Below are 25784 nucleotides of genomic sequence, written 5' to 3' on the forward strand. Positions count from 1 at the left end.
CTGACTATGAAAGAAGATAACTTTGACTCTCAGGGAGTATACACAGTAGTAGGGTAAGCGCCGTGCGCCTTACTCCATGACTGGAGTAGGTTTCACTGCGCTCCCCCCGAACTAGCCGTACACGTTTCCGTGTAGCTAGCTCTCCAGTTTTCCTTGAGCGCTTCTTTTCGCTTAACTTGCCTGCGTGCAGTTCATCATGACACTCAACACAGAGGATCATGGTTTTCCGGCGTCGCTCTATCATCTGGCGTTCCCAGGCTTCTTTTCCTTTGAGATTTCCCAGTTTCCGTACATGGTGTACTTCCATTTGCCCCCTTGAGGTGCCGCACCACTCGCATGTGTGTGCAAGGAGGCGCTTTCCTAATTCAGTTCGGCTTGTATACGGATGCGTGTTTGGGAGCAGATCCGGGTCACGCCGCGTCACTTTTTCTTTCATGAGTTGCCTCGTGGATGAGACAAGTTCATACTCCTTGATGGGTTTTCCCTCTTCACTGAGAGTAACCACATATTGGTTTGGCCCTCTTTTCAGGCTCTGTGCAACTTTCTTGAGAGAACTCCGGCGTTTGTTTGCCAGGGTCCGTAAAAAGCTGCTCGTTGTGAGCCAGAGGAGTGATGGTGCGACTAACTTCAAGTTATCGGCAAGTGCGTAGTATCCCAGAAACCCTCTAATTTCCGCATTGTAGATCATGAGAATTTCCAACTCACTGAGACTGAGGAGCAGCTTTCTGTGTGTCCCACGCCATTTCTGAGGTTCCCCATACTTTTTGGCGAAGGAGACGCTTTTGTCATGAGGAAGGAGGAGCGCCAATTGGTACTCGGTTGCTCGCCTCGTGCGCATACCGATTTTCGTTCGGGTGCGTCGTATGCGAGTTCCTTTCCATCGGACAATATCGTATCCCAGGAAACGTACCTTGTTAGAGGCATGGGTGATCAGCGTTTTTTCTGCTGATAGCTCTAATTTGAGTTCGTCTCGTAGGTAGGTTGTGAGCCATGCTTTCATCTCGGTTGCGTCGGCTTTACTTCCGTTTATTCCCACAAGCCAATCATCAGCGTAACGCACGAAGTACATTCGTCGGTAATTGGGGTCTTGAGGATCTTTTGCGGTTGTCTTGAGCTGGCGCTTTTTGAGTGCCTTGTACACTGTCCAGTCACCCGTTTGCCGAGCTACTTTTTTGGCTCGTACAAGCTGCTTGCAGATCGTAGCATATTCCCTCGTTACCTTCCTGGCTTCCCCTTTGTTGAATTCGGCTACTTTCGTTGCCATGATCTGGTCCAGTTCGTTCAGGTAGATATTACTTAGGAGTGGGCTCAGATTTCCTCCCTGTGGTGCCCCTGAGTAGGTTTTGTGGTAGTGCCAGTCTTCCACATATCCTGCTCTCAGAAATTGCTCGATCAGATGAAGAAATCTCTTGTCTGTGATCCGCTGACTCAGTATGCTCAGAAGCGTTCTATGTTCGAGATGGTCGAAAAAGCCTTTTATGTCTCCCTCTATCCACCATCGAACTCCGATCATTCTTTTAACTGTTTCTAATGCGGTATGGCAACTTCGTTGTGGCCGGAAGCCGTGTGATGCTTCTGAGAAGGTTGGTTCATAGATCGCCTCCAGGATGAGCTTAACTACCATTTGAAGTAGTTTATCCTGAAAACACGGTATCCCCAGTGGTCTGAGTTTACCGCTGGCTTTTGGTATGTAGACGCGACGAACAGGTTTTGGGACATAGCGTGACGCCTTGAGGTCGCCTATCATATCCATGATGAGTTGCATCCCTGCCCCGTCAATCGTTTTCCCATCCATACCCTCGGTCATATTCCCAGGTTTGGGAGCGATCTGTTGGTATGCCAGGAGCCACAGTTCGGGATTGTACAGCTTTTGGTAAAGTTTATCGAACTGTATCTCTGGTTTCTGGGCCATTTTGCTCAGTATTGCAAGCAGAGTATTCGGTTGTTGCACTGTGTGCTCCTCTTTTCTTCTTGCAAATGGAAAACCTGCGTTCCTTCGCCCTGTACGCGATCTTCTCGCGCTCCCTGGATGGTCGTGACTCCATCGACTACTACGAACGCTCCGTCATCTGGTCTGATTTTCAGGCGCTTGTGCCATCGCATCTTGTCTCCATTAACCTGATGCTTTCAGACTCGGATGATCCCGCATTCCGTGCATTTTGTACGTTCTAGCATGAGGTAGGTCCCTGACTCACATCCTTGAATATGCGTATGCATATCGCCTTTTCCCGTAGAGTACAGAGCGCTCAAGATAATCGCTCTGTAGGGATCAGCCACCGTCGTCAAATGCTCTGGCCGGTGTGCCATCACTAACACGTCTGGATGTTCAGGTTCGGGCAGTCTAGCTCTAACCATGTCACGCGGGTCTGACGCATCTTCGGCTTACAGCATTTTGGCCTTCATGCGCGTCAGGAACATGCTACTTTCCCCTTTCTCTTTCAAGTCCAGGTAGGTTCCTTGACCCTAGAACTTCTCTACAATTCTAGCTGGCTCTACCAGCGATACAAAATGCCGTGAAACGGCGCACTCTTAAAGTGATGAAAAATGTGCCCATCAGTCATCCGTTTGCACGGCCAGCCGTGGAGGGCAAACTGCGGTGCCCACTCCTCCTCGCCCCAATTGCAAAGGGTCGGAGCTACTTGAGGCATCGGTTCACTTCGCTCAAACGCTTCACTTCCGAGGAAATGGCTTGCGAAAAGGTGTGAACAGAAGACGGGTCGATTTTACTCCTCTCCCGATTTTGAGAGAAACCAGTATCTCAAAGAGAGAGTTTATTCCCCATGTGGGGGATTGTCAATCCTTCATTCGACCACATTTGTCTCTCTCTGACCTCATTTCGTAGAAACGTTTATTACACTCCACCCCATGCGGTCAAGCAAGAATAAAACGGGAAGTTACAACCTGGATTGGGCCCTCTAGACTGAGAGCTTGAGCCAGAGATGTGCAGCTGGCATCCAGGTTGATAGAACGGATTAATCCTGTTCTCCGAAGTTAGTGTTGACCAGTTGACATAGAGTGTCAACTGCAGTCTTCTCGTCATCACCTGTTGCGGTGATCTTGATGCGATCATTGGTCTGGACGGCTGCAGCGAGCAGGCGAAGGATACTTTTTGCGTTGACCGGCCCGTTTCCTTTGGATAGATTCTCTACGGAGATCTCCGAAGAGAAGGAGGCTGCTGTTTTCACAAACACAGCGGCCGGACGGGCGTGCAAACCTACTTTATTATGAACTATAACCTCACTTGATGTTGCCAAGAGTCTCTCCTCCCTTACGTGTTTGATGCATAATGTGCCAGGTTAACTTGATTTGAGGAAGACATACCATGAAGGGAAGGCATCCAGAGAGGCTGGTGTGTTCCTCTCGTATAGTCTCAATCAGAGCTGACCCGCGGATTATCAGAGGGATGACGTGTTCAATGCATCATCCGCTGGAAATAGATTACTTGCCAGATAGCTGGCGCGTCAGATTAATCACACCTTCTTTGGCAGCTTGCATTGCCAGCTCGCTCAGTTCCTGAACTGTAGCTCTTTCTCGCTGTACCAATACCTCAAGCAGCATGGGCAGATTAATCCCGCAAATTACTTGGGCCCCGTTTAGAGCCAGATAGGAGCTTGCATTAGATGGACTGCCCCCCATAAGATCCACAAGCACTAACGTCTGTGCACTTCCTCCTACTTTATCTACAGCTGCCTCGATCTCACCACGCAATACATCAAGATCAGCGGCAGGGTCCATTCCAATGGTCAAAAAGTTTTCTTGCGGCCCGACAATCATTTCGGCGGCATTACGCAAGCCATCTGCTAACGAGCCATGTGAGACAAGTACGATACCAATCAAGTAATAACCTCTTTCGTGTGAGCCCGTCAGAGTGCGCTCCCCATGTGCTTAGCGCACTCCTTTGGGTTCATGGGATCGGCTCACACTTTGCCAGGATGCGCTGGCTATGTGCGACCTTCAAGATGCTAGAGAGCCATGCCATTTCCGTTCTACTGGTGACAGGGTTCTATGCTAGAGCTTATGGCGTATTAGAGATATGTATCTACACGCTACGAAAGCCTAATACAAAGGACACCGCAGGGTGGCTTACCTGGAGTGTCCTTCGCATCCTTAGAGAATACCAAACAGGCTGCATACAAAGCCTATGACTGCCAGGATCAAGAGCGTCCAGATAACAGGAACTTTGAGTCCTTTGAGCAGCCAATAGGCAAAAGCAACGAGGGCGACAGGGATCGCGTAAGGCAAAATTTTGTCGAGCACACCCGTCTGGATCGAGACGGTTTGTACCTGTTTAGCGCTGGCGGCATATGTAAAGGACAGCGGCGTTTTGAGGCTCGACATGATGCTCGGGATGAAGCCGCCAATGACGATAAGGCCCATAATGGTAGCCAGCTCGGTAACCTTGTTGACCGTGCCTTCGCCCGAGACTTCGCGGGCGACGTTAATGCCCTGGCGATAGCCGAACCAGAATTGGGGAATCATCGTTGCGATCAGCAAGACGCTACCAAGCAGCATGATGGCTGGTCCAATGAAGCCAAGGCTACCTCCAGTCATGGCTATACCGGCTGCTGCAACGCTCAGGAGTGGCTTAAAGAGCACGCCTGTGAGGGTGTCACCGATACCGGCCAGCGGTCCCATCAAACCAACCTTGAGGCTATCAACAACTTCGCCTTCTTTTTGTGCCTCCATCGCGGCAGTGGCGCCGAAGACGACAGGAGAGACGTAAGGGTTCGTGTTGTAGAAGGCAAGGTGCCGTTTGATGGCTGCTACTCTATCCTCTTTATTCTTATATACGGCCGAGATAATTGGCATCATGGAGTAGACGTAGCCCAGCCCCTGCATGCGTTCGTAGTTCCAGGACCACTGCAGGCTGATGATGTGACGCCACATGGCTCGCGTGAGAACCGAGCGGGGCAGCTCGACAACTTCGCCCGAGCCATTCAATGCCGCGCTGTCGGTTGTCGTGACTTCTAGATCAGTCTCGGGAACATTCTGTTCGATCTGCTCAGACATTGACCTCACTCCTTGTCGTTTGCACCATATTGAGAATAAATCCGATAGCCACAGCGAGGAGGGCGATAGCTATAACTGGTACATTGAGATAAGCGTACAGGACAAAGCCAATGATCAGGAAGGGCCAGTACTTCTTAATGGGGAGCATGGTAAACAGAAGCGCGAAGCCCAGAGCCGGAAGGACGAGTCCTGCGGTATGAATGCCTTTGGTAAGCCACGCGGGTGAGTTCGCAACCAGGGCCTTGATCGGGCCGGAGCCCAACCAGATGGCTAAAAATACCGGGATTGCACGGGTGATGCCCCAGGGAAGCTGACCCAGCAGGTGCATAAGATTAATGCCACCTTCATTGGCATCTTCTGCATAGCGGTCTGCGCCATGAATGAAGATGGTAGTCACTGCTCTGCCCAGAACGTCCATCTGTGTCATCAGCAAGGCGGTTGGAAATCCAACGGCCAATCCTATACCGATCTGGGTGTCAGGATTACCGCTGGCTAGTGCTCCGATGGCGGTTCCAACGATACTTCCGGTGAGCACATCAGGAATCGTCGATCCACCATAGGTCCATTGCCCAAGCGAGTATAGGGTAAGCGTTCCACCAACAGCCAGCCCAAGAGGTACATTACCCACAATCAGACCAGTAAATAAGCCAGCGACGAGCGGCTCGTTGAACCAGAGCCCTGGTCCAAGCCACAGAACAACGGCAATATACGCATATACAGCCAATACTATAGCCGTTACGATAGAGTAGCTTTCCATTATTCCTTCCTCCTTAAAAAGGTCTGCAAGGTGCCTGATAAATCTCTCTCTTATTGATCTCTCTCTGAATATAAGTGCTTGGCAACCTTGTCTTCTTTAGTTGAAAGCTGCGAAAATGCCTCGTTTCCCTTGTCCATTACTCCTTTCTAACTGTATTTTGACCATAAAAAGCCATATTGTGCTAGAGCAAATATAGGCTCAATTTATATGGTTACGTGTATGATGGAACAGTATATAGCCTCTTTGGATACTTGTCAAGACGTCTAGACTACTAGATTTCATTCTTGTTGCGCTTTTCCATAAAATTAATTTGAGCTTTACGTGTGTCGCGCATCACAAACGTGTTAGCAATGTACAAAAGTCTTCTGGCCCGTTTTTATGAGAAAAAGATTGAGAGCTTGGATGTAGATGATGACTTTTCAACAGGAAACTGGATCTCAGTAACGTGTGTGCTGAGGTCTTCATCCTGGTGGAGACTGATTGTACGGCAAGGACCGGTTATTGTGTAGTCGTTGGCCTGAATCCAGGTGCCAAGGGCCTGATAGGGCTCAATGAGCGTATACGGGCTGCCGTGATAAATAAGGGTTGCCATGGTATTGACACCGGGCAGCTCGCGAACTGTAATGCGTCCTCCGCTGCGTTCAACAATATTGCCAACTGACGAGCTATCCACTGGTACTGCGATTTCTACATTCATGTCGTTGTCTCGATAGCCACCGTCATGATAAATAAAAAGAGGTGAGTCGGTTTGTTTGACTTTATTTTGCGAAAGGAGATCGAGAATCTCACTGGCAAACTGGACGCGATGCACGAAATTAGCCACAATCTTACGGCTTGAGGCTACTATCTGCGGCTTGACCTTTTTTAAAATAATCTCATGCCGAGGTGTTCTGCCATCCAGCTCTATCTGAGTCAGGCGCGCTTCTACGCGGGCCAGACGTTCCTGCTCTGCCTGGACCCGTTGCTGTAACTCAGCTTGCTTTAGCCGCAGCATACCTCGCATCTCTGTTGAAGGTAACTCCTCATCGAGTAGTTGTATGATCTGGGCCAGCTCGAAGCCAAGGTCCTTAAGCGCCAGAATGCGATTGAGTCTGGGTAACTGATCAACCGAATAATAGCGATAGCCAGTGAGATAATCCACCTGGACCGGCTTGAGTAGACCAATCTCATCATAATAGCGCAATGTCCGCATCGACACCTGGCTCAGCCTCGAAAAATCGCTAATCTTGAACATAGATGAAGCCCTTTCCACAAAGTTAGAAAGCTCCAACTGCTCCATCAACAGAATACACTTTTACGTAACGAGAGAGTCGAAGGGTGATTCTGTGTATTCAAAGTAAATGTACACCTTGACGTCGCGGAAAAGTCAAGCCTTTTTTCATCAAGGCTTAAAATAAATAGATGTTTTTAGATTCGGAACTATTCAGCCTGATATATTCTCAATTCTAGCATACCAGAATATCTGGATGGTCTCTCTATCTCTAGATTAATATAAGATCCGAAAATTTTCTACTGCTTTTTGACCTTTTGCGTTTTCTCGGCAAAATTGTCAAGTTGCTTGCAAAATGGAAACGCCTGCTGGCAATGCGAGGAAAGCTAAAAGAGAGGTACTTTTGCCGCTCTTACCGTTGGCGATTTTCTGCGTACTGGGGAGAAGCTATGGAAAAAGAGACAAGGCTTGCGTACAATTGTAAATATTCAGGAAGTCTGTCTTTGGTCCTGTTCCATCTACATGTGATGCGTGCTATCCCTGTTCCTTTCTGTGAAGGATGTTGAAATGGTCCTGCAACACACTTTGATCTCTTCTCGCCTGCCGCATCCGCTTGTAACCGTCCCGGTAAGCTAGATTTCTATTTCCGAATAGCGAAAGGATGTAATCTAATGCTTGATTTTTCGCCTACAGAAGAGCAGGAAGAAATATGTCGCCTGGCTCGTAGCGTTGCTCTTGAGCAGCTGAGGCCTCAGGGACGTACAGCTGAGAAGAAGGAAGATATTTCCCCGGCCTTGATGAAGACGCTCGTCAAGACCGGTCTTACCACACCCTTTCCTGAGTCTCTGGGCGGCTCAGGCGCGCTTGAAGCCGTTACCTATGCGCTTATTGCAGAAGAGTTAGGCTTTGGCGATACAGGCCTGGCCTTAAACATTCTTGGCTCCATGCTGGGACCTCTGGCCGTAGCTCTATGTGGAAATAAAGCCCAGCAAGAGCAATATATCAGACCTTTTTGCGCTGAGCAAGAAGGATATAAGGCGCGTGGCAGCCTGGCTTTTGCCGAGCCCACGGGCGGCTACAGGCTGGCGGACTTACAAGCGACGGTGCGCAAAGATGGAGAAAAACTGGTTATTAATGGTAGCAAGCGAAATGTAATCCATGGCGGAGCTTGCAGGCCAGGGGTAGCGTTGCTGCGCCTGGAGGGTAGTGTGGGCAGCAAGGGGCTGTGTGCCGTAATTGTCCCTGAGCAGGCTGAGGGACTGCACATTCTTATCGATATGCATAAGCTGGGCTTGCTGGCTGCTCCAAGCGTTACCTACACATTTGAAAATATGGTAGTAGCTGAGGCTGCCCTCTTAGGCGAGCCAGGAAACCCAGGCGTCGTACGTATTGCGGCTCTCTACAATATTCTGCGCGCTGGCGTCGCGTGTGGAACGGCGCGGGCGGCCCTGGAGTATGCCAGCGCTTATGCTAAAGAGCGTATGGCCTTCGGTCGTCCTATCGTTTCTTATCAAGGCATTGCTTTTATTCTGGCCGAGATGGCAATGAAGCTGGATGCTGCGCGCTTGCTACTCTGGCAGGCAGCGACCGACTGGGATAGCAAGGTAGAGAGCGAGTCGCTTGTGCGCTCTGCTGAGGCCGCACAACGCCAGGCGCTCTATATGGCGCAATTGGCCACAACAGATAGCCTTCAAGTAATGGGCGGAGCAGGCTTTATGCAAGATCATCCCGTAGAAATGTGGATGCGCAATATAGCGGCAATGGAGTAAGAGACCATGATTGATTTCACCTTGAGTAAAGAGCAAGAAGCCTTTCGCGAATATGCCCATCAGGTCGCTGTAGAAGAGATGCGACCTGTCTCGTTGGCCTGTGATCAGAGCGAAAATGTGCAAGAAGCCTTTTTCTGGAATATGCAGAAGCGTTTACGCGCCTCTGCGGCTCTGCGGCCTTCCCGTGAGCCGGGGAAGGCGCGGCAGGATAACCTCTTTTCTCTGCTTTTGCAGGAAGAAATGGCCTGGGGAGATGCCGCTCTGGCAATAAGCCTGCCGGGTCCGGGCCTGGCTGCGCCGCCTATTCTTTCACAAGGTACGTCTGAGCAGCAAGCCCGCTTCCTGAGTATCTACAATGATGGGAAACTGCACTGGGGTGCTCTCGCCCTCACCGAACCGGGGATTGGCTCAGACGTGGCTGGTATGGCGACGACTGCCGCATTGGAGGGCGATGAGTGGGTAATTAATGGCCATAAACATTACATTACTAATGGAGAGCGGGCCGATCTGATAGTGACCTTTGCCACCATCGATAAGCAGCTCGGGCGGGAAGGTATCAGGCCGTTTGTAGTTCCTAAAGGTACACCTGGCCTGATTATGGGGCGCATAGAAGAGAAAATGGGCTTGCGCGCCTCACAAACCGTAGAGCTCATTTTTGAGAACTGCCGGGTCCCGAAGGATCATTTGTTGGCCGGCCGCGAACAAACGCAAAAGGCAGGCTTTAAGGCTGCCATGGGAACGCTTGATGCTACCCGGCCCCTGGTTGCTATTCTGGCGGTTGGCCTTGCCCGGGCAGCCTATGAGGCCGTGCAGCACTGGCTAGAGAAGGAATTGCCTGCTGGCTACCCATTGTCTAAGCGCCATGAGATTGAGGATGAATTAGCGGCTCTTGGGCAGGAGATACAGATGGCGCGCTTCCTGGCCTGGCGGGCGGCCTGGATGGCAGATCGACGTATGCCCAACTCTAAAGAAGCCTCGATGTCTAAGGCTTATGCGGGCTCATTGGTAATGAAAGCGACAGCCGCGGCTGTACGTATAACTGCTCCAGGCGAGGATGGAGAGACAAAGCAGTTCATTCATAAATGGTTTCGTGATGCGAAAGTCTTTGATATTTTTGAGGGTACGGCCCAGATCCAGCGCCTGATTATTGCCCGGCGTATGTTCCCGGATATCGATATTCCTTGATCGATCAGATCCGAGGTTGCTTTAAGGGGCGAGCTCATCCTGGCCCGCCCCTGGACTGTGAAGCGTCCCTATTTCTTCGGTGAGTATTCGAGATCTGTATCCGCGCCGCTTTCCATGTCCATCTCGTAATCGTCATCTTCTGCTTGCTGATCGAGCCAGGACGTACGAGCATCGCGCTTTAGTGGACGGCGGCGCTCCAGCACCTCGCGTTTGAACGTATCACGCTTAGTGGCCTGACGTTTGTCGCGAAGCTTACCTCTCATGCTTTCACCTCCTCTCCATTGAGGTCGTAGGGAATTGCCGTTGTGCACTCAGACAAAATAAGTAGCAGCAAGTTCTAATGCCTTTCTTCTACTTCTAGTCCTGGGGAGATGAGACGCACAAACGTACGGCGTAGGTCTGTAATGTCGGTAAACATGATGATCGAATGCTTCATGCTACTTTCTCTATATTATGAAGTACCGAATTCTGGGTAAGAGGGGTATACATAGATTGTGAGGAAGGTTGGATGCGAAAAAGAGCTCCTGAATGTCTATGTATCCAGGCCGCAACACTTGTCGGAGCAAGGCAGAAGCTGATCAGGCTCGCGTGTTGCCGAATAGATGAGTTCCAGCGCTTCGTCCACAATGCATTGTATACGTAAATCCATACAGCATAGAACTCACCTCCTTGAAATTTTTGTACTACCATTTCTGTTATGAACCAAACAATGATGTGCCTGCCAACTGGTAAAGAGTGTACTCGTAGAATGGCTAAAAGTCAAGCATTTTAGAGAGCAATATGGCTTGTCTGAGCTGAGTTTGTCTGATATTGCTATCTCGCCTGCGAAGCAGAAGAGTTGTCTTGTAGGAAAGTAACCTGGGAGCGTATTTCTCCATGAAACATTCCTCCTCATTCGCTCTTTAGTCTTGAACAAGAAGGGATAGCATGTATAAAATTATATCTTGCACCTGGAAACGCCGGCCATGGAGATTTGTCCCATTATGTCTTCTAGCCTTGAGTTTAGCGTTATTGTTTGCCTCATGTGGTGGGGCTGGAACTGCCTATAGCAGCGGAAGCATAGGGAATACCGCGGCTGCCACGACTACTCCTGATACCGCGGCTCAGGCAAATAGTTCCGACAATTCATATCGCGTTGGCTCTGGCCAGCAAGCAACATCGAGCGCTTCCAATACAACAGGGGCAACGAGCACTGTCGCCGTCAAGATGATCAACCAGAGCGCTGGCTCGTTTGGCTTTAGTCCGACAACACTTACGATTGCCAGGGGTACAACTGTTGTCTGGACAAATGCAACTGATGTGCCGCATACAGTCACTAGCGACGATGGCAAAACCTTTGATTCGGGCATAAATACCCCAATTAATGCGGGCGCCACGTTCAAATTCACCTTTACTAAGACTGGGAAATTCAGCTACCATTGCCAGATCCATCCAACGATGGTTGGGTCGATCATCGTAAAGTAGGCTAGAAGTCGCGCATAGCTTGTCGCTCCGCCTACAGAGTGCTACACTACGCTAAAAGCGTAAACGTATTGAAGGAGCTCGTATGCTTGCAATGGAGCGGAAGGTACAGACACTGTACTGGAGCAGTGTTTCTGGCCCACGAGGAGATTGTATCATCATGGCGACTGAGGCCGGCGTTTGTTGGACCGGAACGCCTGGTACGGCTGTAGACGAAGGGCTGTTCTGGGTGAACCGTCAATTGGCGGTCGGACGCGTAGTTGAGGGTGAGAAGGTTGCTGCCCTGCAACAGGCAACCGACGAATTAAGGCGCTATTTCGCCGGCGAGCGGATACAATTTAACTGCCCTCTTGATCTTCATGGAACGCCTTTCCAGCTTGCAGTATGGCACGAGTTATGCCGTATCCCCTATGGGGAAACGCGCAGCTATGGAGAAATTGCACGCGCAATTGGACGCCCCACCGCTTCGCGTGCTGTGGGAGCCGCTAATGGAGCCAACCCGGTGGCTATTATAGTGCCTTGCCACCGGGTGATAGGGAGCAATGGTTCCCTGACCGGCTATGGTGGTGGGTTGCCGACGAAATCCTGGCTACTAGCTCTTGAGGGTGTCGGGGAGTAGCAGTAACGTTTGGCTGGAGATAAGGGCATTATTGCAATGCGCTCGTCTCCAGCTGATGGACCTCCACATAGGTAATGCCCTGCCAGGTCTGGTGTTGGCCTACTAACGCAAAGTCGAAGCAATCAATGTTAAAAACTGCCTCGATATCCTCTGCAGGAAAATCTGCCTCGCCCTGCTGCCAGAGATTCAGACGGCCATCTGATTCTAAGCGCTCCCGTCCGCGCGCCAGGATCGCAGAAGCATCTTGCTCCCCGTTGAGCAGAGCCTGGATATAGTCAGCGCACATCTCATCTTCGTTCCACGTGTTACCTGGATGGCTGGCAGTGGGGAGAAGCGTAATACAATCTCTCGTGCTAGATGCCAACAGGCTAGCGTATGCGGCCGTAGCCCGCGCGTTAGTAAGAGCACCAAGGAGGACGCAGCTTGCATTGATTGCCCCCACGGCTTCCTGTGTGCCTGCTCCCGTGCGTTGGATGAGCTGGCGGCCGGCGAGGGGGGCTTTTGCTATTTGGGCTGGCGAATTATTGCAATTAAAGCCCGGGATAAGACGTCCCCCGATTTCACCAATCAGCCAGGCCTCGGGCTCTCTAGCGTGCAGCGCGTGAGCTTCGTCTACTGTGCGGACAAGCCAGATACCCCGGGCTCCGTTGGCAAAAGCATAACTGGCAACGCTGAAAGCACGAATGACATCGATTGCGATAACAATCCCACGAGCTTGCTCAGCCTCCTCACGCGTGCTTCGAAATACTTCCATGTCCTGCTCTTCTTTACGAATAATTGCCGGCCTGGCTCATAAAGATTTTGAACATTCCTCGAATGAGGATTCCGGCGATGAAGAGAGCAATAATGATCATAACGATCCAGAGCCAGGTGAGCTGTAGCGGGCCCATCGGGCTATGTGGATTAAGGGTAAAGGAAAGGAGCCAGACTAAAATAATTAGCGGGATGGCGATCAAAGCCAGGCTGGCGATAATTATAAAAGCTGGTAAGAGAATGCGCCACAAGCCGGAGTCCTGTAGATTCTCGGTCTTGGCTGTACCAAATGATTCTCGGTGCTCGTCTGCGACAGAGCTTTGAGCGGCAGTGCTTGAAGTATTGGCTTCCATAATCAACTCCTAAAAGAGCAATAGTATGATCGTTCTTCAGTATATCACATCTGTCTTGACACATTAGCGGTGTCGGCATGCTCTGCTAACTTAACAATTTCACCCGGTGAGTGTTAGCAAAATGCTTGACAAACTGGCTTTGTAGTGCTATATTTGCTTTTGTCATCAGGGCGCTTAGCTCAGCGGGAGAGCGCTTCGTTCACACGTGCGCCGTATGAGGCGTGCAATTCGCAACCCCGACGAAACGGGGTACCACTGGTGTCTATGGCGAAAGCCGAAGATTGTGGTTAAAGCAGCGACTAAACCGGAGGAGCAATCCGAAGGGTGCCTGAAGGGGAAACCCGGAGGGAACAACAGCTTGTCGCAGTAAGGCGGAGAGGGTAAAGTACCATAACCTCGTCCGTCAGCTAAGCTGTATATGGTCAAGCCTGTATTGGTTAAACCCCATCCGAGCGATCTAGCGAGGGTTCTACGTCATCACGGTACTATAGGGCGTATGCGTCGTTCCGTCACAAACGGTGTGAGTGTGCCGGAAGACACCACGATGCAGCAATACTGCAATGGGCAGTAACCGGAGAGTGGGGGACCTAAGTACAGCGAGAGCGAATTGCATGAGACTACGGGATCACCTAAGTACCGAGAGGTATATGGTGACAGAACTCTCATAGTACTCAAATGATCGGGGTAATTCCCGATACATGGGGAAGGGGAGTAGAAGGTACTTCCACTGATCTGTCCAGGTTGCGGTGGATGCCGTACAAAGACCGGAGGACAAGATTAGCGGCTAGGAAGCCCCAGTGATTGTAGGATTGTAGAAGGGAACAAGCCAAAGAGCATTAGTGGCAGGTGGGTTGGGAAAATCTCAACGCTGAGGGGCAGTTCAGGTACGGTTAAGAGAGATTAAAAGGGAAAAGGGTTCAAAGTGGCTGACGATCTAAGTGAAGGTTCCTTTCTAGGAACTATACACATGATAACTGACGCTGGTAATGGCCCAACGTATGCGTTAGGCGGCATGAATGTTCTGAGAGAAAAGGCACGAGCCGGAGTGCTCAGAGCGCTAATGCTGGTTAAGGCGGGAGATCAGGCAACATGGCTATTATCAAAACGAAGCACAATAACGCTTCAAGAGGTAATTGATGTGTTGCCACCTGAAATGGCACTCTATGGTACCATAGCAGGCATACAACTTGAAGGGGAGGAACAACCAACCTCGATAGTGATCTACTCAGGGCTGCACATGGAAGACCTCAGACAGCTAACGTATGCAAGGCTATACACTAGTCTAAAGCGTACAGAAGAGGTCAAGGAATTTCTAAAAAAGTGCAAAGAAAAAGCGTATATAGAAGAACAGATGCTCAAGGACCCCATACCTGTCGTAACCCTGCGAAGGTTTAGCGAAAAAGATCAATCTCAACCTCACCCCTCCCAACAGCCCAAAGAAAAATGAACCAGACCACAAACGAATAAGGAGAACAGCCCACATGCAGATTGCGGGTAACATGAAAAGTCTGGAAAGATTAGAAGTTATCCGCAGAAGGAACGGTGCAAACCGTGAGTGGGTAAACTTCGATCTCTACAAACTGATGCTCGACGAGGGCATGTATACTGAAGCTTACGGGCGTCTAGCATCCATTCCTGGCAATATGACGCCAGGCTCGGACGATGAAACGCTAGACGGGTTCTCGCTGGAAGAAATCCAGAAAATCATCGCACAGATGAAAGACGAGAGCTATCAGTGTAGACCCGTCCGTGAGTCGTTCATACCAAAGCCCAACGGGAAACAGAGAAGGTTAGGTATTCCCTGCCCAAGAGACAAAGTTGTGCAAGAGGTAATAAGAGTAATCCTTGAATCGGTCTATGATTCACCTTATGGGCCATACTTCAGGAATAACAGCTATGGATTTAGACGCAATAAGTCCTGTCATGGTGCTCTCAAGGAGATACAAGGCAAATGGTCGGGCGTCATCTGGCTCATAGAGGGCGACATCCAAGCCTGTTTTGATAGCGTGGATCATCATATACTGATAAACGCTCTCAGAAAGAAAATCAAAGATGAGCGGTTCATATCGCTGATCTGGAAGTTTTTAAGGGCTGGATACTTCGATATCCAACGAGCCAGGCACGACAGCTTAGCCGGAACTCCGCAGGGTGGGATAATAAGCCCAATACTCAGCAACATCTATCTGCATGAGCTAGACGAATTTGTTGAACAATTGCGGGTAGAGCTTGAGAAGGGTGGAAAACGCAGACCCAACCGTGAGTATGAACTAATCTCCGACAGAAGGTACAGACTGGCGAAAGCTGGAAGGGCCGATACAGAGGAGTTCAGAAAGCTGGGGGTACAAATGCGTAAGCTCCCATCACTGGACACGCGTGATCCAAACTTCGTCAGGGTCAAATATGTGCGCTACGCCGATGACTGGATGATCGGAGTCATCGGTACCTACGAACTGGCAGAGGAGATTAAACAAAGAGTTGGCACGTTCCTAAAGGACAAGCTAGCTCTAACCTTGTCGCAGGACAAGACCAAGATCACCAATGCCAGAACGCAGGAAGCTGAATTCTTGGGATATAGAATTCGGAAAGGCAGGGGTAGAGACACTCAAAAGACAAAGAAGTCTAAGAATGGCTCCGGCAAGGAATTCAAACGCCGCTCAACCGGCATGGAAGTAGTGCTGAAGGCACCAATGGATAAGCTATTAAAACGGCTTTGCTCAAAGGGCTTCTGTGACGGAAAGGGAACCCCGACGCACAAAGCAGGGTGGACAGGGTTGGATGAGGACCAGATAGTAAGCCTGTACTCTTCAATCAACAGAGGGATACAGGAATACTACAGGCCAGCAGACAACTTTGCTTTACTAGCAAGGGTACAGTATATACTAAAATATAGCTGTGCTAAGACCCTGGCATTAAAGAAAAAAGTCCCGATAACCAGGATCATGAAAAGCAGGGACATCGGCGTCCAGGTCACGAACAAAAACAGGCAGGTCAGAAACGTAATGTTCTACCGTAACACAGACTGGACCGGCAAACGGGACGCCTTTAAAGACAGCCCGAATGTAGATATAGTTCAGATGCAAGCGCGGTTAAGAACACGCAGTAAGCTAGGTTTACCTTGCGTGGTGTGTGGCAACCCGAATAAGGTCCAGATGCACCACGTGAGGCACATCAGGAAAATGGACGGGGAAGCACCAACAGGCTTCACAAGAGTCATGCAGGCGCTCAACCGGAAACAGGTCCCGGTGTGCAAGGCATGCCACACAAGGATACACAGAGGAGAATACGACGGCCTGAGCCTGAAGGACCTGGCATATGACTTACGAAAAGTCAGGATGCTAGCGGATATACCAGTAGTGGTGTTGGTTAAATCGGACCGCTCGAAGAAAAAGGCCGACGCACCGAGTGACAACCCGGAGCAAGACCTGAAGGAACTTCTTAGAGCGAGCACCCAAAGACTTAGCCTGACCTCTGGAAAATCCTAAATGGGACGACCATAGTACCTGAACAACCGAATACAGCAACGCAGCAGTAAACCTATGTGGGGGTGCCTTTTGCTATCCCATAAGCATTAGCGAACGGGTGAAACCGTCGTCTTTGTCCGAACCACATTAGGAACACTGAAACGCAAAGTTGTATGCAGGCGGATACACAAGCTGCAATCTGTGAGGGTGCCGTTTGCCTCACCAATTAAGAGGCTCTCGCCAGTTGTCTCAATATGAGACTCTTGTCACGCGGTAGCATCCCGCCACCGATCTAGCAAATCGGTACCGCAGTCCGAATCACAGGTAGCAGGTAAAACGCATTCGCAACAGTCCAAAGAACTTCCTACGGGTTGAGGGCATCGTGACTCCATACAACGGCGCAGACGTTGCGGTATGGAGTTGTTTTGTTCTCAATTCGTTATTGGAAACCTGTAATCATTGAGGCTTCCTAGTGGGTACCTTTGGAGAGCCGGATACGCTGAAAGGTGTCCGTCCGGTTCGGAGGGGGGTAGCTGGAAACATGCCTAGCAATAGGTAACGCGCTGGCTACCTACCCTATCGAAAAAGGTTGCAAAAGGCCGGGAAAGTGCTTGACAATCCCGCTCTCTCATGCTATAGTAGCCCTTGTCCGGGGCGCTTAGCTCAGCGGGAGAGCGCTTGCTTCACACGCAAGAGGCCACTGGTTCGATCCCAGTAGCGCCCACTAGACGAAGCCAGGGGAATACTACAAAATGGTGTTCCCCTGGTTGCGTGATGCGAGCCTACAATCATTGCATATCGCGTCGAGCTTGCTGTCGAAAGACTACGCTCCCGGTGTGCAAACATACGTCATGTTGAGCTTGTTGTTGAAAAACTTCGCTCTTGACGTGTGAACCCCTAGTGGGTACCTTTGGAGAGCCGTATGCTATGAAAGTAGCCCGTACGGTTCGGAGGGGGTAGCTGGAAACGTGTTCTAGTCGTATGACAGAATAACGCGCTGGCTACCTACCCTATCGAAGAGGCCACTGGTTCGATCCCAGTAGCGCCCACCCTATCCTCTATTTTTTCTCATCAGAACATCACCTCGTAGTCATTCTTCATGTAGTCAGCTAAAGCTCTGGATTAAAGAAGTTTTTGCGTGTTTATGCCTTACAATCATCTATTCCAACGAAAGCGCCTTATAGGAGAGTTGGCCAGGGAGGGTATAGTGGATCAGCGCATACTCTCGGCCATAGCTCGTGTTCCGCGTGAACGCTTCATCGCTGAAACCCTGCAACGCTATGCCTATACGGATAGAGCATTGCCTATTGGTATGGGGCAAACCATCTCACAACCGCTCATGGTGGCCCTAATGACGCAGGCTTTACAGCTGAGCGGGCAGGAACGCGTGCTCGAAATTGGGACCGGCTCTGGCTACCAGACGGCAGTACTTGCCCTCCTGGTGGACCACGTATACAGCGTAGAACGCTATCCTCAACTAACTGAGCAAGCAACCTGGCGCCTGGAGCAAATGGGACTGCAGAATGTCTCTCTGGCGGTTAGGGATGGCACGCTGGGCTGGCCGGAGCACGCACCTTATGATCGAATCTTAGTAACTGCCGCCGCACCTGAGATCCCAACGCAGTTGCTATCCCAGCTTACTAATGATGGTATACTAATAGTACCTGTAGGAAGTCAACAACAGCAAGAATTGCAGGTAGTCAAGAATGTGGCTGGCGAAAAGCATGTACGATCATTGGGAAAATGTGTTTTTGTGCCCCTGATCGGCTCTGCCGGCTGGCCCAGAAGCGAGAATGGCTAGTAGCAGAAAGCTTACTGATTTTTATAGCACTTATGGAGCCCTAAAGCTCTGATGGAATATATGTAAATTTAAAAATACTGCTCGTCTTACATGTCAGAATGTCTTATTTAGATTGCGAGGGAAAGAACAATTAGCTTATAATAGAGAAAGCAGCAGAGATAAGGCTTGCTTGTCATCAGCGCAAAGCTGGATTTGAGGAGTAGTTACATGCCTGCAATACTTGCCAACGTCCATGTGCATAGTTGGTTAGGAGTCTGGGTCCTGTTAATACTGTGGGTCGTCCTATTCAAGTGTGCGCATCTATTGGTCATGCTGGTACGACACGGCCCAATGATTGGTTGGGCGATTGGCCCTTTAGGAATTACCATCATGTTTCTGCATGAGCCCTCCATGCTCTATATCTGGCTGAATGTTTTCTGTCCCGCCCTGGTATCTGGGGTGGTACTCTATGTGGGTCTATTTACCTCTATCAGCCCTATTATGCTCCCTGAACATCCCTTTGTGCAGATCATCATAGTGAGTAGTGGGGTGCTTCTCACCAGTCTTGGTGATTTCGTCAATGCGCTGCGTGACCTGCGCCACCCATTGTGGGGAGAAGCGCGTATCCTGCGAAGCATCCAGTTTCTACGCGCTTCTTATGCTAAAATTCATTTTACCCCGTTTGGTCATTCCTATCTGAGTGATCATTTTGGTGCTAATCCAACCGACCTGTTACAGGCCTTGTAAACTGTCTGCTTATAGCGATAACGGGCGTGTGGTACGTGGTCTGATCGGGATGGTGAAGTGAAAGGTGCTACCAACGCCCTGATTATTAGTAAACCAGATATGGCCACCATGCCCATCGACTATGGCCTTCGCGACGAAGAGGCCCAGACCAATACCAGCATATTGGTGGCTGGCCGTATTGTGAATTCTATAGAACCGTTCAAAGATGTGATCGAAGTGCTCAGGGCTTACCCCTATACCTTGATCGATCACGCTTACCGTATAATATCCCTTCTGTTCCTGTAGGCGAACGATTACCTGTCCCCCCTGCGGTGAATACTTGATGGCATTATCAAGGATGTTTCCGATCACCTGACCGAGCCGCACGCGGTCTGCCCTGATTTTTGTATCCGGCACCTGCAGGTCTAACTCAATGGTATGCTGCTCCGCGCTGGCCTGAACTGAGCGCACACTCTCGGCCAGCAGATCGGCAAGATAAAAGTCTTCGTAGCTCAGGTCCAGGTGACCGGCTTGCACCTGCGAGAGATCGAGCAGATCGCTAACCAGACGTTCGAGATGCTCCGTCTGGCTCTGAATGATATTCAGGCTGCGAAGATCATAGCTTTCGGGAAGCTCGGCAACTGGGACTTCAGCCTCTGGCTGCGCGTTGCGGATCTTGCGTAGGCGCCGCTCGATGCGTCGAACCAGGTGCTGAGTGTAGCCCTTAATGGCAGTTAAGGGGGTTCGTAGCTCATGAGAGACCACAGAGACAAATTCATCTTTCAAGCGTTCAACCTGCTTAACCGAGGTCACATCGTTGAGTACCGCCACTACCCCTATTGGCTTTGGCCTGACTCCACTGGAATCAAGCAATGGTGCTGCACTAATGCTTAGTGTCAGCGGCACCGTCTCTCCGCTAAAGCCAACAACAATCTCCTGATTGGTGACGGTCTTGCCCGCGAGGGCCTGATTGACTATCTCTGTGAGTCGAGGGAGCCATGGTACACTGCTAGTTTCCATAAGCTGGTAGAGGGGGATTCCCGCTGAGAAATCAGTCTGGGCCTGGGCCAATAATTGCTGCGCCGATTGGTTTAGCGAGACGATAGTCCCCTTAGCGTCAGTAATTAGCAAACCTTCAGCCATACTTCTGATGATAAGCTTAAGGCGCTGCCGTTCAAGCTCAGCCTGGCGCCAGAGCGCGTTCTCGCGTTCGCGTAGACGAACGTTTTCCAGGGCTACGGCGGCGTAATCGGCGATCATCGTCGTCATTTGCAGCAGATGGGTATCAAAGGTCCCCTGCTTTTCATCGAACAGACTGAGCATACCGATGATACGATTTTCGACAGTCAAAGGTATATTCAGGCAGGAGCCGATTTCAGGGCCTGAAGTTGCATGTCCAGGGCGTGGGAAGGCCAGTTCATCGGGAGCATCGAGATAAGCAGTCTTGGCTAATTGCTCAGCATCGATATGTGGAAAATCTATTACACTAGCAGCGCTGGCAATACGCTGAATCATCGCTTCAAGAAATGATGGACTGAGAGGATAAGAGGGAATAATAGATAACTCAAAGGGATCACCTTTGAGAAGAATACAGCAGGCAGAGAAGCTGTAGAGCTCCTGCAGCGCTGCGAGCAACGCATGATGGACCTGAAAACGATCAAAAGCGGCGACGAACCGTTTCCCAATGGTGTTGAGGTATTCTATTTCATGGTGAATAGCCGCTAAGCGATCCCCATTTTGCCCATTGGAGGTGCGGTACGCGCTCTCTGTAAGCTGAGACTCTGATTGCACGCTGCCCTCCATGATGTGTCTTGTTTTATTGTAACTGTCTTAACTGATGCGTGACTTCATCATGAAGTGGAGGGACGATCAGATCTCCTGTTAGTTCCCGCAATCCTGAAAAACACTCGTCGAGTAATGCGTTGAGCCCTGCGGCAAGTTCCGTAGAAGTGACGCCGGCGAATTGCTCGTGGATTACTGATGGAATAATTTCGGTATAAGGGCGTGTGACAAGGCAGGCCAGAAATGGATACTTATCCTTAGTGCGGCGAGCCGCCCCCTGCACCAGCGCGCGCGTTGTCGCCTTGCCCAATAGGGGAGCTACTCGCTCATCTATCAACCGTATGGCCTTCAGGTACGCCTCAGTTACTTGCTCACGGGAGACGGAAGAGGAGTTTTCAGGCATATGTGACACTGGTTTCTCCCTTCACTTCTTGGTACGCTCTCCGTCATTTATTATAGCATAGTTGCCTATATATTGTAAGTGGATAGTACCTACAATGTTATTGTGCTGCCAGTAAAGCTTACAATGTTACAGCAGTATTAATATTAGTATACGACAGGTTTATATTTGTGTTACTAGTTGAGCTACGCTGTAAAAGGCGGTATTTTGGTTTTTGGCTACTTAGCCATTTGATCGACAATATGATTTGGAGGCGAAAGAACCCTCACTGATAATAACAGTTTTACAGCCTTAATGGTTACAGAATATAGACCCAAATGTACAAATATACCAGGATTTTCCTCTGACGATTTCGGCGCGGGCCACTGGCGAGAAGTTTGCCGGCTGGCCAGCACCTTTGCACCTGTCGGATGGGCAGCGCTTCTCTGCTGGGGAAGAAGAAAGCGTTGGACGGCTCCGTGGGACCACCCAACGCTTGTTTATTTATTTAGTCTAACTATGCCGATAGACCCCCTGGCATCAGGTGTAGCGAGCCCTTAGACCAGGCCAAAGAGACGTGCTAGCCAGAGACGGAAGCCAGTCAAAGGTTTTTGGGGTTTTGCTTCCTGGTCGGCTGCCATTTCGAGCAAGCGCTGGCGCCCTCTCTCCTGGCGGGTGCGCTCGGCTTCTGCCTCTTCCTGAACTGCATAGCGTTCGCGCTGCTCGTCGATAGCACGGGCAAAGTGCTCCGGGCGAATCTGGAAGCGACCAGCTACCTGGGGGGTATCTGGCTGTGTGGAAGCTACATTCTCATCCGCTGCTGCCTCGCTGCTTCCCTCTTTCTCTTCGGTTATCTGGACGCGGCCAAGGCCCATCTTGGGCACGATCCATTCACGTAAAGCCAGCAGCGAAGCTCGGCGACAGATAGCTTCAATATCGGCACCACTTCGCCCTTCAGTGAGCCGTGCTAGCTCATTGGCTGTCACCTCTGGCGCAACCGGTCGGCCGCGCATGTGCACGCTAAAGATAGCCTCGCGCTCAACTTCGTTTGGATATTGTAGTTCAACGACAAGATCAAAGCGTCCGGGACGTAGTAAGGCGGGATCGATCAATTCTGGCCGGTTTGTGGCTGCCAGGACGATGACACCTTCGCGACCCTCAATGCCGTCCATTTCGGTAAGGAGCTGGGCGATTACGCGGTCCCCAACGTTGCCATCATTGCCAGTGCCCCGCCGTGGGGCCAGAGAATCGAGCTCGTCAAAGAAGACTATGCACGGTGCGGCTTGCTTAGCGCGGCGGAAGATCTCGCGGACACCCTTTTCCGACTCGCCTACCCATTTTGAGAGCAGTTCTGGACCTTTAATCGAGATGAAGCTTGCCTCGCATTGATTGGCCAGCGCGCGCGCAATCAAGGTTTTACCTGATCCTGGAGGGCCAGCAAGCAGGACGCCGCGCGGGGGCTCTACTTTAGCGTTGGCATATATTTCTGGGAAGCGCAACGGCCACTCTACGCCCTCAGTAAGCATGTCTTTGATTTGCTCAAGGCCGCCAATATCCTCCCATGAGGTCTCGCTTACCTCAACGTATACTTCACGGGTTGTAGATGGCTCTACCTCGCGCAAAGCGGCCTGGAAATCTGCCATGGTGATGCTCAGATTTACCAGAGTCTCATAAGGAATGTAGCCACGCTGATAGTCGATGTGAGGGAGCACACGCCTGAGGGCGATCATGGCTGCTTCGCGACAGAGGGCTTCTAGATCAGCTCCTACAAAGCCTGGCGTTAATTGGGCTACGCGCGCAACATCAACGTCGCTGGCCAGTGCTGCATCCTTGCTGTGGATGCGCAGAATTTCCATACGTCCCCGTACATCGGGAACGCGTAGGGCAATCTCGCGATCAAAACGGCCAGGACGGCGTATCGCGGGATCGAGTGCATTAGGCTGGTTGGTTGCTCCTATGAGCACAATCTGGCCACGCGAGGCCAGGCCATCCATAAGAGCGAGCAGCTGGCCAACAATGCGCCGTTCGACTTCGCCTCCGGTCTCTGCCCGCCGGGGGGCCAGCGCATCTAGCTCGTCAATAAAGATGATGCTGGGGGCGCGCCGCTGGGCTTCCTGGAAGATATTGCGCAGGCGCGTTTCGCTCTCGCCGTAAAACTTGTTGATGATCTCGGGTCCGTTGATGACAAAAAAGGAGGCGTTTGTCTCGGCGGCAACGACGCGCGCAATCAGCGTTTTGCCGGTACCTGGAGGTCCGTAAAGCAAGACACCCTTGGGGGGTTCTACTCCCAGACGATCAAAAACCGCAGGATACTTCAGCGGAAGTTCGATCATTTCTCTAATGCGTTGCAGTTCTTTGCCCAGGCCGCCAATATCTTCGTAGCCGACGCGTCCGGGTGTGCCGTTAGCTGCGCCGCGCGCCTGGGCACGGATAATGGTTCCTACCTGCACAATAACGGCATCGACGTCGGTCTCGACCGCTGGCGGTGGGATGATTGGCAGCTCACCTGTATTTCGTCTATGGATAGTATAACTTGGGGTGGCCGGAGTCGTGCTGATGATAAGGAATTCGCGCGGAGCGGCGCCTGGAGTGCCAACGCGCAATAAGTCTCCTATGGTAACCGGTAACCCGACCAGGTAGCGCGTGATATATTGCAAGTCGCTTTCCTGGATGGGAGCCCCACCGCTCAAGGGTAAAAGCGTAACTTTCTCGGCTGTTTGCAATTTGGCTTTGCGTACCGTGACGTGCTCGCCTAGTCCAGAGGCACTATTCTGGCGTACCTGGCTGTCCATCTGGATGGTCTGCTTGCCCCGGTCTGCCATGGCGCTGGGAACAACCTTAGCCGCCGTTGTACGCGCACCAGTGATCATGACGATATCGCCAGGTTGGCAGTCCAAGCGCGCTATATCGGCGGGATCGATGCGGGCAACGCCGCGCCCTACCTGAAAACCTTCAATAACCGTGAGTTGTATGTTATCGCTGGTCTGGATCTCTTCATTCTGCTCTGGCTGGTTATCTATAGCTTGTTCGTTTGAAGTCGTCTGTGTCGTATCCGACGCCAGGCCTTCCGCCGAAAGCTTGGCGGTAGTCCCCGTGTATGGTGTTCTGTTGTCGACACCGCCTGTATTGCGCGACTCCTCCATATGCTTCCTCTTTCTCCCTACAAAAATGCGGCATGCCCGTGAGTTGTGCTATAAAACATGATCAAAAATGCTATATGTATTTATCGATGAATCCTTACATTCTGCCTGGTCGATAGCCGGTTTTATCTAACTGTACGACATGCCAAAAGTATTTACGCAGCAGAGTGGCAAAAGTTAGATCCTTCCTGACCTGTAATAATTTGGCTCTGCTGACCCATTTTAACATGAATTGTCCTGCTCTGGGGCGCAACATGAAGAGAAGCTAGATTATCTCCGCGCGTTCCATAAGGTTGTGCGAGCATCTGCGCTGGAGACATGGCCTGCATCAATCATCGTCCGACGTAAGAAGTAGCCGCCAATCAGCGCTAGCAAGGGAATAAGCAAGCCTTTGCCGCCGTTACGCCTGCCCTTTTTCGTTGATCCTCGCCCAACGAAGCTCAGGGTCTGCAGAAGCCAGGGAAGTACCAGGCCGCCCCCGAACATGAAGCGCCAGAATATATGGCCCTGCTCGTTTGGCCCATTACCGACCAGGGGGCGTGCCACGCGACCCGAGCCGCGCAAGAAGCTCAGTAGCTCAATGATTTCCAGCAACATTGCTCCCCATTCTAAGCGCTCTAGCTTATGCAAGCTTTTATGGGGGGCGCCAGTGAGACGTAGAACTAGCGAGATGAGCGCGGCGCCTGTGGATAGGGCCGATGAAAGAAAGATAGCGCCTAACGCTTTGCTGCGCGACCAGAGTGGCACGCTCGTCGCGGTAAGCAGCACACCGGTATAGCCGCCAAGAAAGAGCCCGGAAAATATGCCAGGTATAGCCAGAAGTTTTTGCGGCAGTGCGGCGAGCAGGCGTGCTCCCCACCATCTTCCCAGCAAGCCATCGCGGGCCGCCTGAATCACTGCCGTGATCCCACTGAACATGGAGAAGGTAACCAGCCCCCATACGCCCATTGACATTGGTGATTTCACCTTAAACATGCGCAGCATATTTAAGAAGCGTTCGGGCCTTCCCAGATCTTTAATCAGCAAGGGCGGACAGGGTAACAAGGCCAATAATGAGAGGTAGTAGCCTGCACGGGTGACCGCGCGATCTTCCTGGCTCCCAAAGAGCGCGGCGATGCTGGCAATTACATAACATCCTGCAGCTAAGCCGCCAAAAAAGAAATACCAGACAATTTCCCAGCGCCAGATAGGCTGCTTCAGGACAGGATAGTCATAATAGGTTGACTCCTGTTGTTCCTGCTCCGGATCTGGAGTATAGCCAGTAGTGAGCGTGGCCAGTTGCTCAAGTACTTTGTTGCCTCCTGGGGTACGGGCCACGGCGCTCCACGGGACAGGTAGGTGCCTGTAGAGGGATGTGATAATCTGCATCCCTGGTAATCGTTCGCGCTGCATACACAAA

21 protein-coding genes and 1 tRNA gene are annotated in these 25784 nt (G+C 51.1%); 9 read left to right on the forward strand and 13 right to left on the reverse strand.

The annotated features are described in order from the left end of the window. Window positions 1-4: 4 nt before the first annotated feature. From EPA93_RS41220 to EPA93_RS41240, 6 genes are all read right to left on the reverse strand, one after another. Complete coding sequence (locus EPA93_RS41220) at window positions 5-1951, reverse strand: reverse transcriptase/maturase family protein (protein ID WP_207229334.1); 1947 nt, start codon at window positions 1949-1951, stop codon at window positions 5-7. A gap of 1021 nt (window positions 1952-2972) precedes the next feature. Continuing rightward, the gene (locus EPA93_RS41225; protein ID WP_207229335.1) at window positions 2973-3254 is read right to left on the reverse strand and encodes an HPr family phosphocarrier protein; all 282 of its coding nucleotides are present in this window, start codon (window positions 3252-3254) and stop codon (window positions 2973-2975) included. 184 nt (window positions 3255-3438) lie between these two features. Continuing rightward, a complete protein-coding gene (locus EPA93_RS41230; RefSeq protein WP_129893124.1) occupies window positions 3439-3837 on the reverse strand; it encodes a PTS sugar transporter subunit IIA in 399 nt (132 codons plus the stop codon). 270 nt (window positions 3838-4107) lie between these two features. Then, a complete protein-coding gene (locus EPA93_RS49370) occupies window positions 4108-5010 on the reverse strand; it encodes a PTS system mannose/fructose/sorbose family transporter subunit IID (RefSeq protein ID WP_207229336.1) in 903 nt (300 codons plus the stop codon). After that, the gene (locus EPA93_RS49375) at window positions 5003-5767 is read right to left on the reverse strand and encodes a PTS mannose/fructose/sorbose/N-acetylgalactosamine transporter subunit IIC (RefSeq protein WP_207229337.1); all 765 of its coding nucleotides are present in this window, start codon (window positions 5765-5767) and stop codon (window positions 5003-5005) included. Before EPA93_RS49375 ends, EPA93_RS49370 begins: the two co-directional genes overlap by 8 nt. A gap of 376 nt (window positions 5768-6143) precedes the next feature. Further along, window positions 6144-7001 (reverse strand): MerR family transcriptional regulator, encoded by an 858-nt coding sequence (locus tag EPA93_RS41240; RefSeq protein WP_129893126.1) that lies wholly within the window; start codon window positions 6999-7001, stop codon window positions 6144-6146. A gap of 647 nt (window positions 7002-7648) precedes the next feature. On the opposite strand from EPA93_RS41240, the gene EPA93_RS41245 reads away from it, so the two are divergent. Together EPA93_RS41245 and EPA93_RS41250 are read left to right on the forward strand one after the other, a co-directional pair. Further along, entirely contained in the window at window positions 7649-8746 is a 1098-nt protein-coding gene (locus tag EPA93_RS41245; protein ID WP_129893128.1) for an acyl-CoA dehydrogenase family protein, read from the forward strand. Window positions 8747-8752: 6 nt separating this feature from the next. Continuing rightward, window positions 8753-9931, forward strand: a complete 1179-nt coding sequence (locus EPA93_RS41250) for an acyl-CoA dehydrogenase family protein (protein WP_129893129.1) — start codon at window positions 8753-8755, stop codon at window positions 9929-9931. A gap of 68 nt (window positions 9932-9999) precedes the next feature. Here EPA93_RS41250 and EPA93_RS41255 read toward each other — a convergent pair whose 3' ends face one another. Beyond that, the gene (locus tag EPA93_RS41255) at window positions 10000-10194 is read right to left on the reverse strand and encodes a hypothetical protein (protein WP_129893131.1); all 195 of its coding nucleotides are present in this window, start codon (window positions 10192-10194) and stop codon (window positions 10000-10002) included. Between the two features lie 664 nt (window positions 10195-10858). On the opposite strand from EPA93_RS41255, the gene EPA93_RS41260 reads away from it, so the two are divergent. Then, window positions 10859-11395 (forward strand): cupredoxin domain-containing protein, encoded by a 537-nt coding sequence (locus EPA93_RS41260; RefSeq protein WP_129893133.1) that lies wholly within the window; start codon window positions 10859-10861, stop codon window positions 11393-11395. Between the two features lie 157 nt (window positions 11396-11552). Beyond that, window positions 11553-12011, forward strand: coding sequence for a methylated-DNA--[protein]-cysteine S-methyltransferase (locus EPA93_RS41265; RefSeq protein ID WP_207229338.1), 459 nt, complete (start codon window positions 11553-11555; stop codon window positions 12009-12011). Between the two features lie 28 nt (window positions 12012-12039). Here EPA93_RS41265 and EPA93_RS41270 read toward each other — a convergent pair whose 3' ends face one another. Together EPA93_RS41270 and EPA93_RS41275 are read right to left on the reverse strand one after the other, a co-directional pair. Next, entirely contained in the window at window positions 12040-12765 is a 726-nt protein-coding gene (locus tag EPA93_RS41270) for a 2-phosphosulfolactate phosphatase (RefSeq protein ID WP_129893136.1), read from the reverse strand. A gap of 13 nt (window positions 12766-12778) precedes the next feature. Continuing rightward, window positions 12779-13117 carry an Asp23/Gls24 family envelope stress response protein gene (locus tag EPA93_RS41275; protein WP_129893137.1) on the reverse strand — a complete coding sequence of 113 codons (339 nt, stop codon included), beginning with the start codon at window positions 13115-13117 and terminating at the stop codon, window positions 12779-12781. Window positions 13118-14084: 967 nt separating this feature from the next. Between EPA93_RS41275 and EPA93_RS41280 the strand changes: the two genes are divergently transcribed. From EPA93_RS41280 to EPA93_RS41300, 5 genes are all read left to right on the forward strand, one after another. After that, the gene (locus EPA93_RS41280; RefSeq protein WP_129893138.1) at window positions 14085-14564 is read left to right on the forward strand and encodes a hypothetical protein; all 480 of its coding nucleotides are present in this window, start codon (window positions 14085-14087) and stop codon (window positions 14562-14564) included. 34 nt (window positions 14565-14598) lie between these two features. Continuing rightward, window positions 14599-16599, forward strand: coding sequence for a reverse transcriptase domain-containing protein (locus EPA93_RS41285; protein WP_129893139.1), 2001 nt, complete (start codon window positions 14599-14601; stop codon window positions 16597-16599). Between the two features lie 631 nt (window positions 16600-17230). Further along, a tRNA-Val gene (locus tag EPA93_RS41290) sits at window positions 17231-17302 on the forward strand. Between the two features lie 420 nt (window positions 17303-17722). Beyond that, on the forward strand, window positions 17723-18379 hold the full coding sequence (locus EPA93_RS41295; RefSeq protein ID WP_129893141.1) for a protein-L-isoaspartate(D-aspartate) O-methyltransferase: 657 nt from the start codon (window positions 17723-17725) through the stop codon (window positions 18377-18379). 207 nt (window positions 18380-18586) lie between these two features. Beyond that, a complete protein-coding gene (locus tag EPA93_RS41300; protein ID WP_129893142.1) occupies window positions 18587-19105 on the forward strand; it encodes a hypothetical protein in 519 nt (172 codons plus the stop codon). 9 nt (window positions 19106-19114) lie between these two features. On the opposite strand, the gene EPA93_RS41305 is transcribed toward EPA93_RS41300, so the two are convergent. The 4 genes from EPA93_RS41305 to nrfD all read right to left on the reverse strand — a co-directional run bounded on the left by EPA93_RS41305 (window position 19115) and on the right by nrfD (window position 25777). Further along, complete coding sequence (locus EPA93_RS41305) at window positions 19115-20875, reverse strand: ATP-binding protein (RefSeq protein ID WP_165423738.1); 1761 nt, start codon at window positions 20873-20875, stop codon at window positions 19115-19117. Between the two features lie 25 nt (window positions 20876-20900). Beyond that, complete coding sequence (locus EPA93_RS41310; RefSeq protein ID WP_129893145.1) at window positions 20901-21278, reverse strand: hypothetical protein; 378 nt, start codon at window positions 21276-21278, stop codon at window positions 20901-20903. Between the two features lie 524 nt (window positions 21279-21802). Next, on the reverse strand, window positions 21803-24388 hold the full coding sequence (locus EPA93_RS41315; RefSeq protein WP_129893146.1) for a CDC48 family AAA ATPase: 2586 nt from the start codon (window positions 24386-24388) through the stop codon (window positions 21803-21805). A 267-nt stretch (window positions 24389-24655) separates the two neighbouring features. Then, window positions 24656-25777 carry an NrfD/PsrC family molybdoenzyme membrane anchor subunit gene (nrfD, locus tag EPA93_RS41320; RefSeq protein WP_129893147.1) on the reverse strand — a complete coding sequence of 374 codons (1122 nt, stop codon included), beginning with the start codon at window positions 25775-25777 and terminating at the stop codon, window positions 24656-24658. Window positions 25778-25784: the final 7 nt, after the last annotated feature.

The organism is Ktedonosporobacter rubrisoli, assembly GCF_004208415.1.
GTDB classification, from domain to species: Bacteria; Chloroflexota; Ktedonobacteria; order Ktedonobacterales; family Ktedonobacteraceae; genus Ktedonosporobacter; species Ktedonosporobacter rubrisoli.

Bases quoted from the DNA above. Each gene is read 5' to 3' on its own strand.
- EPA93_RS49370 (WP_207229336.1), bottom strand. From the start codon at position 5,010: ATGTCTGAGCAGATCGAACAGAATGTTCCCGAGACTGATCTAGAAGTC.
- EPA93_RS49375 (WP_207229337.1), bottom strand. From the start codon at position 5,767: ATGGAAAGCTACTCTATCGTAACGGCTATAGTATTGGCTGTATATGCG.
- EPA93_RS41240 (WP_129893126.1), bottom strand. From the start codon at position 7,001: ATGTTCAAGATTAGCGATTTTTCGAGGCTGAGCCAGGTGTCGATGCGG.
- EPA93_RS41245 (WP_129893128.1), top strand. From the start codon at position 7,649: ATGCTTGATTTTTCGCCTACAGAAGAGCAGGAAGAAATATGTCGCCTG.
- EPA93_RS41250 (WP_129893129.1), top strand. From the start codon at position 8,753: ATGATTGATTTCACCTTGAGTAAAGAGCAAGAAGCCTTTCGCGAATAT.
- EPA93_RS41255 (WP_129893131.1), bottom strand. From the start codon at position 10,194: ATGAGAGGTAAGCTTCGCGACAAACGTCAGGCCACTAAGCGTGATACG.
- EPA93_RS41260 (WP_129893133.1), top strand. From the start codon at position 10,859: ATGTATAAAATTATATCTTGCACCTGGAAACGCCGGCCATGGAGATTT.
- EPA93_RS41265 (WP_207229338.1), top strand. From the start codon at position 11,553: ATGGCGACTGAGGCCGGCGTTTGTTGGACCGGAACGCCTGGTACGGCT.
- EPA93_RS41270 (WP_129893136.1), bottom strand. From the start codon at position 12,765: ATGGAAGTATTTCGAAGCACGCGTGAGGAGGCTGAGCAAGCTCGTGGG.
- EPA93_RS41275 (WP_129893137.1), bottom strand. From the start codon at position 13,117: ATGGAAGCCAATACTTCAAGCACTGCCGCTCAAAGCTCTGTCGCAGAC.
- EPA93_RS41280 (WP_129893138.1), top strand. From the start codon at position 14,085: ATGATAACTGACGCTGGTAATGGCCCAACGTATGCGTTAGGCGGCATG.
- EPA93_RS41285 (WP_129893139.1), top strand. From the start codon at position 14,599: ATGCAGATTGCGGGTAACATGAAAAGTCTGGAAAGATTAGAAGTTATC.
- EPA93_RS41295 (WP_129893141.1), top strand. From the start codon at position 17,723: ATGCCTTACAATCATCTATTCCAACGAAAGCGCCTTATAGGAGAGTTG.
- EPA93_RS41300 (WP_129893142.1), top strand. From the start codon at position 18,587: ATGCCTGCAATACTTGCCAACGTCCATGTGCATAGTTGGTTAGGAGTC.
- EPA93_RS41315 (WP_129893146.1), bottom strand. From the start codon at position 24,388: ATGGAGGAGTCGCGCAATACAGGCGGTGTCGACAACAGAACACCATAC.
- nrfD (WP_129893147.1), bottom strand. From the start codon at position 25,777: ATGCAGCGCGAACGATTACCAGGGATGCAGATTATCACATCCCTCTAC.